Origin of the sequence: Bradyrhizobium sp. IC3123, from assembly GCF_020193625.1 — a bacterium.
Lineage (GTDB): Bacteria > Pseudomonadota > Alphaproteobacteria > Rhizobiales > Xanthobacteraceae > Bradyrhizobium > Bradyrhizobium yuanmingense.
Genome location: NZ_JADYVF010000003.1, coordinates 514,540 through 529,687, shown reverse-complemented (window position 1 = coordinate 529,687; position 15,148 = coordinate 514,540). Strand labels below are relative to the sequence as shown.

Below are 15,148 nucleotides of genomic sequence, written 5' to 3'. Positions count from 1 at the left end.
CCGGGCTACGAATGCAAATGTTTTCAAATCAAAAGCCCCGGCTTTCGCCGGGGCTTCGTTCGTGCCGCTTCAGTGCAGCGACTTCAGCCAGTCGTCGACGTCCTGACGAACCTGGTCCTTGGCCTTGCCGTAACGCTCCTGCAACCGGCCCTCAAGCTGCTCGCGGCGGCCCTCGATCAGCTGGAGGTCGTCGTCAGTGAGCTTGCCCCATTTCTCCTTGGCCGATCCCTTGAACTGCTTCCAGTTTCCTTCGATCCGATTCCAGTCCATGACCATCTCCCGTTGGTTGATGGCCCGACAACGCGAGGCGCACGCAGCCTGTTCCGTGACACAGCGCGACGTTTCCCCAACAAAAAAGCCCCGGGTTCGGCCGGGGCTTTCGATGTTCCGTGACTCTGCTCAGCCGAGCGCCTCTTTATCCAAGAGCCTCTTTTATCGAAGAGCCTCTTTATGCAAGAGCCTTTTTATGCAAGAGCCTTGGCCTCGCGGCGGCGCGCGGTGAGGATGTATTCGGTGTAGCCGTTCGGCTGCTCCCGCCCCTTGAAGATGAGGTCGCAGGCGGCCTTGAAGGCGACGCCGTCGAAGGCGGGCGCCATCGGCTTGTAGATGGGATCATCCGCGTTCTGCTTGTCGACGACGACGGCCATGCGCTTAAGCGATTCCATCACCTGCGCCTCGGTGATGACGCCCTGATGCAGCCAGTTGGCAAGGTGCTGGCTGGAAATGCGCAAGGTGGCGCGGTCTTCCATCAGGCCGACGTCGTGGATGTCGGGCACCTTCGAGCAGCCGACGCCCTGGTCGATCCAGCGCACGACATAGCCCAGGATGCCCTGGCAATTATTGTCGATCTCCTGCCTGACGTCATCGGGCGCCCAGTTCGACTTCGACACCGGAATGGTGAGGATGTCGGACAGCTTTGCGCGCGGTCCGCCCTTGGCGAGTTCCTCCTGGCGCGCGATGACGTTGACCTGGTGGTAGTGCAGCGCGTGCAGCGTCGCCGCGGTCGGCGAGGGCACCCAGGCGGTGGTGGCGCCGGCCTGCGGATGGCCGAGCTTCTGGGCCAGCATGTCCGCCATCTTGTCGGGCGCGGCCCACATGCCCTTGCCGATCTGGGCGTGGCCGGGCAGGCCATCGATCAGGCCCATGTCGACGTTCCAGTCCTCATAGGCCTTGATCCAGGCCTGCGCCTTCATCTCGTTCTTGCGGATCATCGGACCCGCTTCCATCGAGGTGTGGATCTCGTCGCCGGTGCGGTCGAGGAAGCCGGTGTTGATGAACATGATGCGCTTGGAGGCGCGCTGGATGCAGGCCTTGAGGTTGACGGTGGTGCGTCGCTCCTCGTCCATGATGCCGACCTTGAGCGTGTTCTCGGGCAGGCCGAGCATCTTCTCGACGCGGTCGAAAATCTCGCAGGTCAGCGAGACCTCGTCCGGGCCGTGCATCTTCGGCTTCACGATGTAGGCAGAACCGGTGCGGCTGTTCTTGACCTTGGAATTGCCCTTGAGGTCGTGGATCGCGAGCAGGCCAGAGACCGCGGCATCGAGCAGACCTTCTGGAATCTCTTCGCCTTTCTCGTCGAGCACGGCGTCGGTGAACATGTGGTGACCGCAATTGCGCATCAGGAGGAGGCTGCGGCCGTGCAGCTTGAGCTCGCCCTTGCCGTCGGGAGTCTTGTAGCTGCGGTCGGCGTTGAGTGAGCGGGTCAGCGTCTTGCCGCCTTTCTCGAAATCGGCCGACAACGTGCCGTTCATCAGGCCGAGCGTGTTGCGGTAGACCAGCACCTTGTCCTCGGCATCGACCGCGGCGACCGAGTCCTCCATGTCCAGAATGGTGGAGACCGCAGCCTCCATGATCATGTCGGCGACGCCGGCCGGATCGTCCTTGCCGATCGCGCTGCTGCGGTCGATCTTGACCTCGATATGCAGGCCGTTGTTGACGAGCAGCACGGCGCTCGGCGCGGCTGGATCGCCCTGGAAGCCCGCGAACTGCGCGGCATTCTTCAGCGCGGTGGCGTTGCCGCTCTTCAGCTTCACCGCGAGCTGGCTCGCGACGACGCTATAACCGGTCACGTCGGTGTGGCTGCCGGTCGCGAGCGGCACGGCGTTATCGAGGAACGCCTTGGCCTTGGCGATCACCTTGTCGCCACGCGCCTTGTTGTAGCCCTTGCCGCTCTCGGACGGGTCGTGCGGGATCGCATCGGTGCCGTAGAACGCATCATAGAGCGAGCCCCAGCGTGCGTTCGCCGCGTTCAGCGCGTAGCGCGCATTGGTGAGCGGCACGACGAGCTGCGGGCCGCAGATCTTGCCGATCTCCTCGTCGACATTGGCGGTCTCGACCTTCTGCGTCGCCGGCTCCGGGACGAGATAGCCGATCTCCTTGAGGAAGGCGGTATAGGCATCGAGGTCGAACGCCTTGCCCTTGCCCGCGCGGTGCCAGTCGTCGATCTTGGCCTGCAGATTGTCGCGGAATGCGAGCAGCTCGCGGTTCTTCGGTCCCAACTCCTTGATGATGCCGGCAAGCCCGGCCCAGAACGCATCCGGCGCGATCCCGGTTTTCGGGGCCGCTTCCTTGGCGATGAAGTCAAACAGGACGGGTGCGATCTTCAATCCGTGGGCGTCGACGCGTTTCATGATGGGCTTTCTTGTTGGAAATGGCTGTTTTTGGCTGCTTTTGACCCGACAGCAGCAAAATGCGCCCACGCGGGGCGGCTTTCGGGGGCCTATTAGCCCCAAAAAAGAGGCCGTGAGAAGACCCCCGGGAGCTTGTCAAAATGTCAAGGAGAGGTGGGAGACGGTCCCACGCACCGGTGTCATTCCCCGCGACCCGGCTACGCTAAGGCTTCGCCGAGGTTGAGGTCTAGGGGCGCCGAAGCTTTAGCGAAGGCGGCAAGCGGGGAATCCAGTACGCTGCGGCTTCTTCGTATTCCAACGCTGTCTCTGGAATACTGGGTCGCCCGGCCGAGCCGGGCGACGACTAGGGCGGCCTCAAATATTCGCAGCGAGGTCCACGAGCTCGTCGAACAGCACGCCTGATGCCTTCAGCATCTGCTCGATCTCGTCGGCCGCTTCCGCAACCGTCCGCTTCGACGTATCGATCACGAGCTCGGCGGCCTCAGGCTTCTCGTAGTCGTTGCCAATGCCGGTGAACGAGGCGAGTGCGCCGGCGCGGGCTTTCTTGTAATGGCCCTTGGGATCGCGCTCCTCGCACACCTCGGCGGGCGTCGCGACATGGATTTCGCGAAACGCGGTGTCGGCGATGCGACGCGCGGCGGCGCGATCTTCGCGCGCGGGCGAGACCGCCGCGACGATGGCGATGTGGCCGTTGCGGGCGAGATGCGTCGCGACCTCGGCGAGGCGGCGGATGTTCTCGCTGCGATCAGTGGCGGAGAAGCCGAGATCGCTGTTGAGCCCGGCGCGCAGCGTGTCGCCATCGAGCAGGATCGGCGAGCCGCCATTGGTGAAGAGACGCCGCTCCAGCGCCCGCGCCAGCGTCGACTTGCCGGAAGCCGGCAGGCCGGTAAGCCAGACCACGGCGCCATTGTGGCGGTAGCGGGCCGAGCGCTCGTCGCTGCGCAGCGCCGATTCCACCGGCACGATGTCGACAGGCACGGCACGCTGACCGGCATCGACCGACAGCACCAGGCCACCGCCGGCGATGCGCCCGGACACCTCGATCACGAGGCGGCCGGTGCGCGGATTTTCGGTGTAGGGATCGGTCGCGATCGGATTGGACAGGGAGATGTCGATCTCGCCGACATGGTTGCGGCCGATCGCCTTGTTCTCGCTGCTTGAGAGCTCGCCGGGATCGACCGCCTTCTCGATGGCGACCACGGTGGCGCGGCTTTCCTTGGGGCCGCAGCGCACCAAAAGCTGGTCGCCCTTGGCAAGCGGCTTGTCGTGCAGCCAGAAGATGCGCGCCCGCAGCCGCCGCGTCTCGCGCGGGGCGCTGCCCGCATGCGCGATGATGTCGCCGCGCTCGATGAACAATTCGCGGTCGAGCGTGATGCCGACCGAGCGGCCGGCGCCCTGACGGCCCGCGACCGGCGTCGCCGGCCAGCTCTCGACCGTCTTGATCTTGGCGATCTTACCGGCCGGCATGATCACGATCTCGTCGCCGGCAATCAGGCTGCCGGATTCGATGCGGCCGGCGACGATGCGGCGGTCGTCGAACTTGTAGATCGCCTGCACCGGCAGCCGCAGCGCCAGCGCTTCCAGCGGACGCGCCGGCTCGAGGTGATCAAGCGCCTCGACCACGGTCGGTCCCTTGTACCAAGAGATGCGGTCGGTGCGCATCGCAACGCCGTCGCCGTCACGCGCGGAAATCGGGATCACGGCCGTGGGGGTCACGCCGAGGCCGTTCAGATGCGCGGAGATCTCGTCGCTGATGTCCTTGAAGCGTGCGGCGGAGAAATCGACGCGGTCCATCTTGTTGACGACGGCGGCGACCTGCTTCACCCCGAGCAGATGCAGGAGATAGCCGTGCCGCCTGGTCTGGTCGCGCACGCCCTCCAGCGCGTCGATGATCAGCACCGCACCGTCGGCCTGCGAGGCGCCGGTGATCATGTTGCGGAGGAATTCGGCGTGGCCGGGCGCATCGATCAGCACGATGTCGCGCGAATTGGTGCGGAAGCGGATCTGGGTGGTGTCGATGGTGATGCCCTGGTCGCGCTCGGTCTGCAGCGCGTCGAGCAGGAACGACCATTCGAACGGCATGCCGCGCCGCGCGCTGACAGCCTTGAGCATTTCGAGCTTGCCCTCGGGCAGGCTGCCGGTTTCATGCAGGAGGCGGCCGACCAGGGTCGACTTGCCGTGGTCAACATGGCCGACGATGACGATGCGGACCTGGGGACGCGTGGTGCCGTTCGGCGTGCCGGGCGAGGCTGACGTGACGATCATGTTCATGGCCGCGTCCTTGATCAGAGATAGCCGGCGACGCGAAGGCGCTCGAAGGCGTCCTCGGTCTCGTGGTCGAGCGCGCGCCCCGAGCGCTCCGGCACCTTGGTCTGTTCGAGCTCGATCAGGATCTCGTCGATGTTCGAGGCATTCGAGGCAACTGGATTGGTGATGTCCTGGTCACCTAGCGAGCGATAACGCTTGCCGTTCTTGGCGAGGTACAGCGGAATAATCGGGATGTTCTCGCGCTTGGTGTAGGCCCAGATGTCGGCCTCGGTCCAATGCAGGATCGGATGGATGCGCAGATGCGCGCCTTGCGGCGGCGAGGCGTTGAAATGATCCCAGAATTCCGGCGGCTGGTCGCGCACGTCCCAATTGCCCTCCAAGCCGCGCGGCGAGAACACCCGCTCCTTGGCGCGCGTTGCTTCCTCGTCGCGGCGGATGCCGGCGATCAGGCCGTCAAAGCCATACTTTGCGAGCGCCATCTTGAGGCCCTCGGTCTTGCGCGCGGCGGAACGGGCGGCCGGCGGCAGCGTTGGGTCGACGGCATCGATCGGCGGGCAGGGCTCGACGCGCAGATCGAGATCCCATTCCTTGCCGTAATGATCGCGGAAGCGATACATCTCCGGAAACTTCTTGCCGGTATCGACGTGAAGGGACGGGAACGGCATCTTGCCGAAGAAGGCTTTCCGCGCCAGCCAGATCATGACGTTGGAGTCCTTGCCGAGTGACCACAACAGGGCAATCTTCTTCAGCCGGGCAAAGGCCTCACGGAAGATGTAGATGCTCTGCGCTTCGAGCTGGTCGAGATGGTCCATGCTCGAGGCAAGTTCGGCAGCAAATTCTTGCGCGCGCACGCGCTCAGCCAGCGCCGGATTGCTCAGTCGATCAGCAGCGGAATCGTCCTTGAGAAGATGCATCTCTGCCACTTTGCGTTTGGAGGCGAAAATTCTATAGTTGCGGTGCGGAAGAGAAGAAAAAAATTTCTCTTTGCGCGCTCGAAACGAGACATATATAGAAAATAATTCCAGTCAACCCCGTTTGTGGGGAAGCGAGTATCACATGCGGTTCTTGCCGGTGTTTCTCGATCTCAAGGCCGGCCCGGTGGTCCTCATCGGGGCGGGCGAGCTTTTGCGCGCCAAGCTGCGCGTGCTCGCCGCTGCCGGCGCGCGCCTGCGCGTGCATGCGATCGATGGCAATCACGACCTTGGCCTCGGCTCCGAAGACTTGGCGCGCATCGAGATCGCGGCAGGCGATCCGCTCACGGCGGATATTTCCGGCGTCATCGCCGTCGTCTGCGCGGGCGCAGGTGATGTCGGTGTCGCCATGTCGGCTCGCGCCAAGGCGGCTGGCCTGCCCGTCAACGTCATGGACGACCTCGAGCATTCCAGCTTCATCTTTCCGGCCATCGTCGATCGCGGCGATGTCGTGGTCGCCGTCGGCACCGGCGGCACCTCTCCGGTGGTGGCGCGGCGCGTACGCGAGAAGATCGAGGCGCTGCTGCCGGCGCGCATTGGCGAACTCGCCGAGTTCATCGGCACCTTCCGCAAGTCGATCAACGAGCGCATCGCCGAGTTTCCGCTGCGCCGCCGCTTCTGGGAGCGCGTCATCGACGGTCCGATCGGCGCCGCCGTGCTCGCCGGCCGCAACAGCGAAGCCGATGCATCGCTCAAGGCGATTGCCGACCTTTCCGCATTCGCGCGCGCCGACAAGCCGGAAGGCTCCGTCGCACTGGTCGGCGCTGGCCCCGGCGATCCCGATCTGCTCACCATCAAGGCGCTGCGCGCGCTGCAGGACGCGGACATCGTCTTTTATGACGAGCTGGTCTCGCCCGAGATTCTCGACCGCATTCGCCGCGACACCACGCGCTTTGCGGTCGGCCGCCGCGTGGGCAAGCCCGGCATCGGCCAGGACGCCATCAACAAGCGCATGATCGAGGCCGCGCAATCGGGTCAGCGCGTCGTGCGGCTGAAGGGCGGCGATCCCTTCGTGTTCGGCCGCGGCGGCGAAGAGGTGGAAGCGTTGCGCGCCGCCGGCGTCGCCTATTCGATCATTCCCGGCATCACCGCAGGGCTCGGCGCCGCTGCCGATTTCGAGGTGCCGCTCACTTATCGCCACGAAGCGACCCGCATCACCTTCCTCACCGCACACAAGGCCCGCGATGCAGAGAACGTGGATTGGTCGACACTGACCGACACCAAGATGACCGTCGTGGTCTACATGGGCATGACCGCAGCGCCCGCCGTGCGCGCAGGCTTGTTCGCGGCCGGCCGCTCGCCGGAGACGCCGGTCGGCGTGTTCGCCCGCGTCACGCGGCCGGATGCGCAAGGCGCAATTGGCACGCTGCGCGACCTGCCGGAACTGGTGCGGCGGATCCATGGCGGTCCCGCCATCCTCATCATCGGCGACGTGGTCCGGCATGCCGGCTCGCTTCGCCGCCAGACACCCAAACAAATCATCTCTGACCTATTGGATGCAGCCGAATGACCTCTCCGCTCGAACAAAAGAAAATCCGTATCGCCGGCCCCTCGGTCGTGACCGCCAACCGCACCTGGGACGGCATCGTGGTCTACCGCACCGCCGCCAAGAGCTGGTCCGCCGAGCTGTCGGAAGCCGCCATCGTGCGCAACTCCGACGAGGCCAGGGCGTTGCTTGCGGAAGCCGTTGCCGATGACGTCGGCGCCATCGGCCCCTATATCGCGCCGGTGCAGATCGGCGAGGACGGCAAGGTCCTGCCCGGCAATCTGCGCGAACAGATTCGCCGCACCGGCGTCACCATCGGACAGCCGGCACAGGTTTAAGGCACCCACTTATGTATGCTTACGACGAAATCGACCGCACGCTCGTCAACGAGCGCGTCTCGGAGTTCCGCGACCAGGTGAAGCGGCGCCTCTCCGGCGAGCTCACCGAGGACGAGTTCAAGATCCTGCGTTTGCAGAACGGCGTCTATCTGCAATTGCACGCCTACATGTTCCGCGTCGCGATCCCCTACGGCACGCTGGCGACGAACCAGATGCGGGCGCTTGCCCATGTCGCGCGCAAATACGACCGCGGCTACGGCCACTTCACCACGCGGCAGAACATCCAGTTCAACTGGATCAAGCTCGCCGAGCTGCCGGATGCGCTCGAAGACCTCGCCAAGGTAGGCATCCACGCGATGCAGACCTCCGGCAACAACATGCGCAACGTCACCTCGGACCAGTGGGCCGGCGTCGCGCCGGGCGAGATCGAGGATCCGCGCATCTGGTCGGAGCTGATCCGCCAGCACACCACGTTGCATCCGGAATTCTCGTTCCTGCCGCGCAAGTTCAAGATCGCGATCACCGCCTCGGACCACGACCGCGCCGCGATCAAGATCCACGACATCGGCCTGCGCTTGATCAAGAACGAGAAGGGCGAGACCGGCTTCGAGGTTCTGGTCGGCGGCGGTCTCGGCCGGACGCCGTTCATCGCCAAGACCATCAAGCACTTCGTGCACGGCCGCGACATCCTCAGCTACATCGAGGCGATCTTACGCGTCTACAATCAGTACGGCCGCCGCGACAACATCTACAAGGCGCGCATCAAGATCCTGGTGCACGAGCTCGGCATCGAGAAATTCTCGCGCGAGGTCGAGGACGAGTGGCAGCACATTCGCAACTCCTCGCTCCAGATCGACGAGGAGGTGATCGAGGACATCCGCTCGCGCTTCACCTATCCGGCCTACGAGAAGCTGCCGCATATGCCGGACGAGCTGCGCCAGGCCGCGGCCGACCCCGATTTCGAGGCATGGCGCAAGAACTCGGTGGCCCCGCACAAGGTGCAGGGTTACTCCATCGTCACGATCTCGCTGAAGCCGACCGGCGGGCCTCCGGGCGATGCCACCGCCGAGCAGATGGACGCGCTGGCAGATCTTGCCGACAAATATTCCTTCGGCGAGATCCGCGTCGGCCACGAGCAGAATCTAGCGCTGCCGCACGTCGCCAAGCGCGACCTGCCGGCACTGTGGAAGGCGCTCGACAAGCTCGGGTTGGCGACGCCCAACGTCAACCTGATCACCGACATCATCGCTTGCCCCGGGCTCGACTATTGCTCGCTGGCGAATGCCCGCTCGATTCCGATCGCGCAGGAGCTGACGCGGCGCTTCGCCAATCACGAGCTCGCTAACCTGATCGGCCGTCTGCACATCAACATCTCCGGCTGCATCAATGCCTGCGGCCATCACCATGTCGGCCATATCGGCATTCTCGGCGTCGAGAAGAACGGCGAGGAGGTCTACCAGATCACCATCGGCGGCCGTGCCGACGAGAACGCCGCGCTCGGCACCCTGATCGGTCCCGGCGTCAAGTTCGACGAGGTCGCCGACGTGGTCGAGGACATCGTGGAAGCCTATCTGGCGCTGCGCGAGCGGCCCGAAGAGCTGTTCATGGACACGGTGAAGCGCCTCGGCGTCGAACCCTTCAAGGAGCGCGTCTATGCCACTCGTTAATGGCGGAAAGATCACGGACGACCGCTTCGTCAAGCTCGCCGTCGACACGCCGCTGCCCGAGGGCGGCGACATCCTGGTGCCCGCCGAGCGCTTCCTCGGCGAGGCCGAGGGCTTGCTCAAGCGCGCCGGAAAGGTCGGGGTGATCTGGCCCAACAATCGCGACATCGCCGAGCTCGCGCCGTATCTCGGCCAGATCGCCGCCGTCGCGCTGGTGTTCCCGACCTTCCGTGACGGACGGGCCTACAGCCAGGCGCGGCTGCTGCGCGAACGCTACAATTACCGCGGCGAATTGCGCGCGACCGGTCAGGTGCTGCGCGACCAGTTCGTGTTCATGCTGCGCGCCGGCTTCGATGCCTTCGAGGTCAAGAAGCAGGCCGATGCGGAGGCCTTCATGCAGACCGCGAAGCGCTATTCGGTGTTCTACCAGCCGACCGGCGATGGCCGCATCACCGCGCTGCACCGGCGCATGCAATTGCGCCACTCCGAAGGGGTCGGCACGTGAACGCGATCGCGCCTCAGGTTTCGCCCGTGTCTGCGCTACCTTCGGCGGACGAGCTCGATCGCGCCTTGCGCGATGCCTCGCCTGCGGAGGTCATTGCCGCGGCGCTGAAGACGGTCGGGCGCGAGAAGCTTGCGCTGGTGTCCTCGTTCGGTACTGAATCGGCGACGCTGTTGAAGGTCATGTCGGATGTCGATCCCGCAATCCCCGTGATCTTTCTCGACACCGGCTGGTTGTTCGAGGAGACGCTGGCTTATCGCGATACGCTCATTGCGACCCTGGGCCTGAAGGACGTTCGCTCGATCAAGCCGGCCGAGGAGACGCTGTTGCGCGAAGACCCCGACCGCGACCTCTGGTTCTCCGATCCCGATGCCTGCTGCCGCATCCGCAAGGTCGAGCCGCTGGCGCGTGCGCTGAAGCCGTTCGGCGCCTGGCTCAACGGCCGCAAGCGCTTTCAGGGCAATGCGCGCGCCGACATTCCGGTCGTCGAGGACGATGGCGCGCGGCTGAAATTCAATCCCTTCGCCAACGTCTCGCGCGAGGAGATCGAGGCGATCTTCACCCGCGCTAAATTGCCGCGGCACCCTCTGGTTGTGTCAGGATTCCTGTCGGTTGGGTGTATGCCTTGCACCAGCAGAACGACTGAGGGCGAGGATGCACGCGCCGGCCGGTGGCGCGGCCGGGCCAAGACAGAATGCGGCATCCATACGATGAAGACTTCGTAGCACAGTCACGCTGCGAGCTAGCGAACAAGAAAATCGGGTTCCGTTGACACAAGAGCGTTTCGCCACGAGTTATGCCTGCCGTCGACGACGCCGATGTCGTCGAGGTGAATGGAGATGGACATGATGCGCCGTATCGTTCCGCTCGCCGCAGGATTGCTCGCGACGGGGTTCTGGGCAGGCTCGGCTCTGGCCGCCGACATCAATTTGCTGAACGTGTCGTACGATCCGACGCGCGAGCTCTATGTCGAGTTCAACAAGGCGTTCGCGAGCGCCTACCAGAAGGAAACCGGTAAGAGCGTCGAGATCAAGCAGTCGCACGGCGGCAGCGGCTCGCAGGCGCGCGCGGTGATCGACGGCTTGCAGGCTGATGTGGTGACGCTGGCGCTGGCCTATGACATCGACGCCATCGCGAGCAAGCGCCTCACCGCGACGGATTGGCAGAAACGGCTGCCACAGAATTCGTCGCCCTACACGTCGACCATCGTGTTCTTGGTGCGCAAGGGCAATCCCAAGGGCATCAAGGACTGGGATGATCTGATCAAGCCGGGCGTTGCCATCATCACCCCGAACCCGAAAACGTCGGGCGGCGCGCGCTGGAATTATCTTGCCGCCTGGGGCTTTGCGCAAAAGAAATACGGTTCGGCCGACAAGGCCAAGGACTTCGTCGGGAAGCTCTTCCAGCAGGTGCCGGTGCTCGATACCGGCGCCCGGGGCGCCACTGTGACCTTTGTCGAGCGCGGCGTCGGTGACGTGCTGCTCGCCTGGGAGAACGAGGCGTTCCTGGCCCTCAAGGAATTCGGTGCGAACAAGTTCGAGATCGTTGCACCGCCGCAGTCGATCCTCGCCGAGCCGCCGGTCGCGATCGTGGACAAGGTTGCCGACAAAAAGGGCACCCGCAATGCGGCTGACGCCTACCTTCAATACTGGTACACCAAGGAAGGGCAGGAAATCGCCGCGCGCAATTTCTACCGTCCGCGTGATGCCGAGACCGCCAAAAAGTACGAAAATGCCTTCGCCAAGGTCGAGCTGTTCACGATCGACGACGTCTTCGGCGGCTGGACCAAGGCACAGAAGGAACATTTTGCAGACGGCGGCGTTTTCGATCAGATTTACAAGAACTGATCGGGCGCTGTCGTAGGGGGCTTTAGCAGGGGGCCTGGTGAGCGCACTCGCAGCACGACGCCGGACATTGCCGGGCTTCGGTCTCACCATGGGACTGACGCTTTCCTGGCTGTCCGTGATCATCCTGATTCCACTCGCCGGCCTGTTCCTGAGATCGCTTGAGCTCAGCCCCGAGCAGTTCTGGAACATCCTCTCCAGCCGCCGCACCCTGAACGCGCTCCGCGTCTCGTTCGGCCTCGCCTTTGCGGCGGCTTGCGTCAATCTGGTGATGGGCAGCATCATCGTCTGGGCGCTGGTGCGCTACCGCTTCCCCGGCCGCCGCATCTTCGATGCCATCGTCGACGTGCCGTTTGCGCTGCCGACGGCGGTGGCCGGCGTCGCGCTGACGGCGCTGTTCGCCGAGAAGGGCTGGCTGGGGGCGCCGCTCGCCGCGCTCGGCCTCAAGGTGGCGTTCACGCCGGTCGGCATCTTCGTCGCCATGATCTTCATCGGCATTCCCTTCGTTGTCCGCACCGTGCAGCCGGTGCTGCAGGATCTCGACCCTGAAATCGAGGAAGCCGCGGGCAGCCTGGGGGCCAGCCGCTTGCAGACCATCGTTCGCGTGATCCTGCCTTCGCTCGCGCCGGCGCTGCTCACGGGCCTCGCGCTCGCCTTCGCCCGCGCGGTCGGTGAATACGGCTCGGTGATCTTCATCGCCGGCAATCTGCCCAACGTGTCCGAGATCGCGCCGCTCTTGATCGTGATACGCCTGTCCGAATTCCGTTACGCCGATGCGACCGCGATTGCGGTGGTCATGCTGGTCGTCTCCTTCGTCATCATCTTCGCGGTCAATCGGCTCCAGCGCTGGGCGCAGAGCCGGATCCCGGCGCGCTGAGGGCGGACCATGACGATGCAGATCGCAGATTCCGTGTCGCTCTCGGCCTCCGACTCGCAGGCACGCGCGCACGCGGCGGCGGCGCGGAACAATTTGCGCACCGAGCCGCGCGCTGTCCGCATCGTCATCATCACGCTGGCGTTGCTGTTTCTCACCGTCTTCGTCGTGCTGCCGCTGGTCGTCGTGTTCGCGCAGGCATTTTCGCGCGGCATCCTCGCCTATTTCGCCGCGCTCGCCGAGCCGGAGGCGATGGCGGCGATCAAGCTGACGTTGATCGTCGCGGCGATCTCGGTCGGGCTCAATCTGGTGTTCGGCCTCGTCGCCGCCTGGGCGATTGCAAAATTCGAGTTTCCGGGCAAGACCTTCCTGATCACGCTGATCGACCTGCCATTCTCGGTCAGCCCGGTGATCTCGGGCCTCGTCTTCGTGCTATTGTTCGGCGCGCAAGGCTATTTCGGCAACTGGCTGCGCGAGCACGACATCCAGATCCTGTTCGCGGTCCCCGGCATCGCGCTCGCCACCACCTTCGTGACCTTCCCCTTCGTGGCGCGCGCGCTGATCCCCCTGATGCAGGAGCAGGGCACGCAGGAGGAGGAGGCCGCGATCTCGCTCGGCGCCTCCGGCCTGCAGACCTTCTTCCGCGTCACCCTGCCCAACATCAAATGGGGCGTGCTCTACGGCGTCCTGCTCTGCAACGCGCGCGCGATGGGCGAGTTCGGTGCGGTCTCCGTCGTCTCCGGCCACATCCGCGGCGAGACCAACACCATGCCGCTCTTGGTCGAGATCCTCTACAACGAATACCAGTTCGTCGCCGCTTTCGCGATCGCCTCGCTGCTCGCAATGCTGGCGCTGATCACGCTGATCGCAAAAACCGTTCTCGAACGTCATCTCGACGAAGGACAAGACGCCAGTGACCATTGAAGTCAAGAATCTCGTCAAGAAATTCGGCAGTTTTGCAGCCCTCGACGGCGTCGATCTCAAGGTCAATGACGGTGAGCTGCTGGCGCTGCTCGGCCCGTCCGGCTCCGGCAAGACCACCTTGCTGCGGATCATCGCCGGCCTCGACTGGCCGGACTCGGGCGAAGTCTCCTTCAACGGTGAGGACGCGCTGGCGCAAGGAGCCCGCGAGCGCCACGTCGGCTTCGTGTTCCAGCATTATGCGCTGTTCCGCCACATGACGGTGTTCGAGAACGTTGCCTTTGGCCTCCGCGTGCAGCCGCGCGCGGTCCGAAAGGATGAGGCTGCGATCCGCTCGCGCGTCAAGGAGCTGCTCGATCTGGTGCAGCTCGACTGGCTCGCCGACCGCTATCCAAGCCAGCTCTCCGGCGGCCAGCGTCAGCGCATCGCGCTCGCCCGTGCGCTTGCGATCGAGCCGCGCATCCTCCTGCTCGATGAACCCTTCGGCGCGCTCGACGCCAAGGTGCGCAAGGAGCTGCGCAAATGGCTGCGCTCGCTGCATCACGAGATCCACGTCACCTCGATCTTCGTCACGCACGATCAGGAGGAGGCGCTGGAAGTCGCCAACCGCGTCGTGGTGATGGACAAGGGACGGATCGAGCAGATCGGCTCGCCCGACGACGTCTACGACAATCCGGCGACTGCGTTCGTGCACGGCTTCATCGGCGAATCCATCGTGCTGCCGATCCAGATCGGCGATGGTGCGATCCGGCTCGGCGACCGGCAGCTCGATCTGGCGGCCGATGGGCTTGCGCCTGGCGCGTCGAAGCTGTTCGTGCGGCGACATGACATGCTGGTCGGCCCGCCCGGCAGCGGCGCCTTCGAGGGCGCGGTCCAGCACGTCCGCAATTTCGGTCCGGTGCAGCGGGCGGAAGTAGCCCTGTCCGGCGGCGAGACCATCGAGATCGACGCCCCCCGCGACAAGGAACTGCGCGCCGGCGACACGATCGGCCTCAATCCGCGTCGCTACCGGATTTTTGCGGGCTAGGCCCGCCGTCATTCCGCCCCCGGAATGACGGCTCAAATTCTCTTCAAAATTCACCTTTCAGCCATTGTTGGTATGCAACAACAGCCCCTCATTTGGGGGCCCCGATTCATGCGCGCTGCGGCCGCAATTCTCATCATGTTGCTGCTCGCCGGTTGTGCCGGCAACGAAGCACCGGTCCAGCAGCCGTCGATGTATGCCGACATGGCGGTGCCGGGCTCCAAGCTCGACGTCCAGGCAGCTGCAATCATGATCTCGCAATACCGCCAGAACAACGGGCTCGGTACGGTCGTGGTCGACCCGGATTTGACGCGGCTCGCCGAATCCCAATCGGGCGCGATGGCGGCGGCCAACAAGATGGACCACGACGTCCGCGCGCCGCTCGCCAAGCGTCTGGCCTCTGGCGGTTATCCTGCCACCGTGGCGGTCGAGAACATCTCGGCCGGCTATCATACGCTGGCGGAAGCGTTTTCCGGCTGGCGCGACTCGCCTCCGCACCGCGCGAACATGCTCAAGAGCGGTGTCACAAAATTGGGCATCGCGGCGAGCTATGCTCCAGGCACCAAATACAAGGTGTTCTGGACCATGATCCTGGCCTCCACCGAGCCTCGATAAGCCAGACTTGA

The 15,148-nt window shown here is 64.6% G+C and carries 14 protein-coding genes; 10 read left to right on the top strand and 4 right to left on the bottom strand.

Translation table 11 applies throughout. The features are described from left to right. Positions 1-69 precede the first annotated feature (69 nt). The 4 genes from I6F20_RS12570 to cysD all read right to left on the bottom strand — a co-directional run bounded on the left by I6F20_RS12570 (position 70) and on the right by cysD (position 5,710). Complete coding sequence (locus I6F20_RS12570; RefSeq protein WP_008546815.1) at positions 70-270, bottom strand: CsbD family protein; 201 nt, start codon at positions 268-270, stop codon at positions 70-72. 194 nt (positions 271-464) lie between these two features. Further along, positions 465-2,630, bottom strand: a complete 2,166-nt coding sequence (locus I6F20_RS12565) for a malate synthase G (protein WP_225126400.1) — start codon at positions 2,628-2,630, stop codon at positions 465-467. 354 nt (positions 2,631-2,984) lie between these two features. Continuing rightward, on the bottom strand, positions 2,985-4,901 hold the full coding sequence (gene cysC / locus I6F20_RS12560) for an adenylyl-sulfate kinase (protein WP_225126399.1): 1,917 nt from the start codon (positions 4,899-4,901) through the stop codon (positions 2,985-2,987). Between the two features lie 14 nt (positions 4,902-4,915). Continuing rightward, positions 4,916-5,710: a sulfate adenylyltransferase subunit CysD gene (cysD, locus tag I6F20_RS12555; RefSeq protein WP_225126661.1), complete on the bottom strand. Its 795-nt coding sequence runs from the start codon at positions 5,708-5,710 to the stop codon at positions 4,916-4,918. A 244-nt stretch (positions 5,711-5,954) separates the two neighbouring features. On the opposite strand from cysD, the gene cysG reads away from it, so the two are divergent. The 10 genes from cysG (at position 5,955) to I6F20_RS12505 (ending at position 15,137) form a co-directional block, all read left to right on the top strand. Next, on the top strand, positions 5,955-7,379 hold the full coding sequence (cysG, locus tag I6F20_RS12550; protein WP_225126398.1) for a siroheme synthase CysG: 1,425 nt from the start codon (positions 5,955-5,957) through the stop codon (positions 7,377-7,379). Further along, complete coding sequence (locus I6F20_RS12545) at positions 7,376-7,693, top strand: DUF2849 domain-containing protein (protein ID WP_225126397.1); 318 nt, start codon at positions 7,376-7,378, stop codon at positions 7,691-7,693. Before cysG ends, I6F20_RS12545 begins: the two co-directional genes overlap by 4 nt. A gap of 11 nt (positions 7,694-7,704) precedes the next feature. Then, positions 7,705-9,360, top strand: a complete 1,656-nt coding sequence (locus I6F20_RS12540) for a nitrite/sulfite reductase (RefSeq protein WP_109142442.1) — start codon at positions 7,705-7,707, stop codon at positions 9,358-9,360. Next, positions 9,347-9,862 (top strand): DUF934 domain-containing protein, encoded by a 516-nt coding sequence (locus I6F20_RS12535; protein WP_225126396.1) that lies wholly within the window; start codon positions 9,347-9,349, stop codon positions 9,860-9,862. Before I6F20_RS12540 ends, I6F20_RS12535 begins: the two co-directional genes overlap by 14 nt. After that, entirely contained in the window at positions 9,859-10,584 is a 726-nt protein-coding gene (locus I6F20_RS12530; protein ID WP_036021667.1) for a phosphoadenylyl-sulfate reductase, read from the top strand. The genes I6F20_RS12535 and I6F20_RS12530 overlap by 4 nt, the downstream gene beginning before the upstream one ends. 120 nt (positions 10,585-10,704) lie before the next feature. Beyond that, complete coding sequence (locus tag I6F20_RS12525; protein WP_225126395.1) at positions 10,705-11,706, top strand: sulfate ABC transporter substrate-binding protein; 1,002 nt, start codon at positions 10,705-10,707, stop codon at positions 11,704-11,706. A gap of 37 nt (positions 11,707-11,743) precedes the next feature. Continuing rightward, positions 11,744-12,580, top strand: a complete 837-nt coding sequence (gene cysT / locus I6F20_RS12520; protein WP_074447692.1) for a sulfate ABC transporter permease subunit CysT — start codon at positions 11,744-11,746, stop codon at positions 12,578-12,580. Between the two features lie 9 nt (positions 12,581-12,589). Continuing rightward, positions 12,590-13,501, top strand: a complete 912-nt coding sequence (gene cysW, locus I6F20_RS12515) for a sulfate ABC transporter permease subunit CysW (RefSeq protein ID WP_225126394.1) — start codon at positions 12,590-12,592, stop codon at positions 13,499-13,501. Then, complete coding sequence (locus tag I6F20_RS12510; RefSeq protein WP_035998225.1) at positions 13,491-14,525, top strand: sulfate/molybdate ABC transporter ATP-binding protein; 1,035 nt, start codon at positions 13,491-13,493, stop codon at positions 14,523-14,525. The genes cysW and I6F20_RS12510 overlap by 11 nt, the downstream gene beginning before the upstream one ends. A gap of 108 nt (positions 14,526-14,633) precedes the next feature. Then, entirely contained in the window at positions 14,634-15,137 is a 504-nt protein-coding gene (locus I6F20_RS12505; protein ID WP_035998228.1) for a CAP domain-containing protein, read from the top strand. Positions 15,138-15,148: the final 11 nt, after the last annotated feature.

Bases quoted from the DNA above. Each gene is read 5' to 3' on its own strand.
- I6F20_RS12570 (WP_008546815.1), bottom strand. From the start codon at position 270: ATGGACTGGAATCGGATCGAAGGAAACTGGAAGCAGTTCAAGGGATCG.
- I6F20_RS12565 (WP_225126400.1), bottom strand. From the start codon at position 2,630: ATGAAACGCGTCGACGCCCACGGATTGAAGATCGCACCCGTCCTGTTT.
- cysC (WP_225126399.1), bottom strand. From the start codon at position 4,901: ATGAACATGATCGTCACGTCAGCCTCGCCCGGCACGCCGAACGGCACC.
- cysD (WP_225126661.1), bottom strand. From the start codon at position 5,710: ATGGACCATCTCGACCAGCTCGAAGCGCAGAGCATCTACATCTTCCGT.
- cysG (WP_225126398.1), top strand. From the start codon at position 5,955: ATGCGGTTCTTGCCGGTGTTTCTCGATCTCAAGGCCGGCCCGGTGGTC.
- I6F20_RS12545 (WP_225126397.1), top strand. From the start codon at position 7,376: ATGACCTCTCCGCTCGAACAAAAGAAAATCCGTATCGCCGGCCCCTCG.
- I6F20_RS12540 (WP_109142442.1), top strand. From the start codon at position 7,705: ATGTATGCTTACGACGAAATCGACCGCACGCTCGTCAACGAGCGCGTC.
- I6F20_RS12535 (WP_225126396.1), top strand. From the start codon at position 9,347: ATGCCACTCGTTAATGGCGGAAAGATCACGGACGACCGCTTCGTCAAG.
- I6F20_RS12525 (WP_225126395.1), top strand. From the start codon at position 10,705: ATGATGCGCCGTATCGTTCCGCTCGCCGCAGGATTGCTCGCGACGGGG.
- cysW (WP_225126394.1), top strand. From the start codon at position 12,590: ATGACGATGCAGATCGCAGATTCCGTGTCGCTCTCGGCCTCCGACTCG.
- I6F20_RS12505 (WP_035998228.1), top strand. From the start codon at position 14,634: ATGCGCGCTGCGGCCGCAATTCTCATCATGTTGCTGCTCGCCGGTTGT.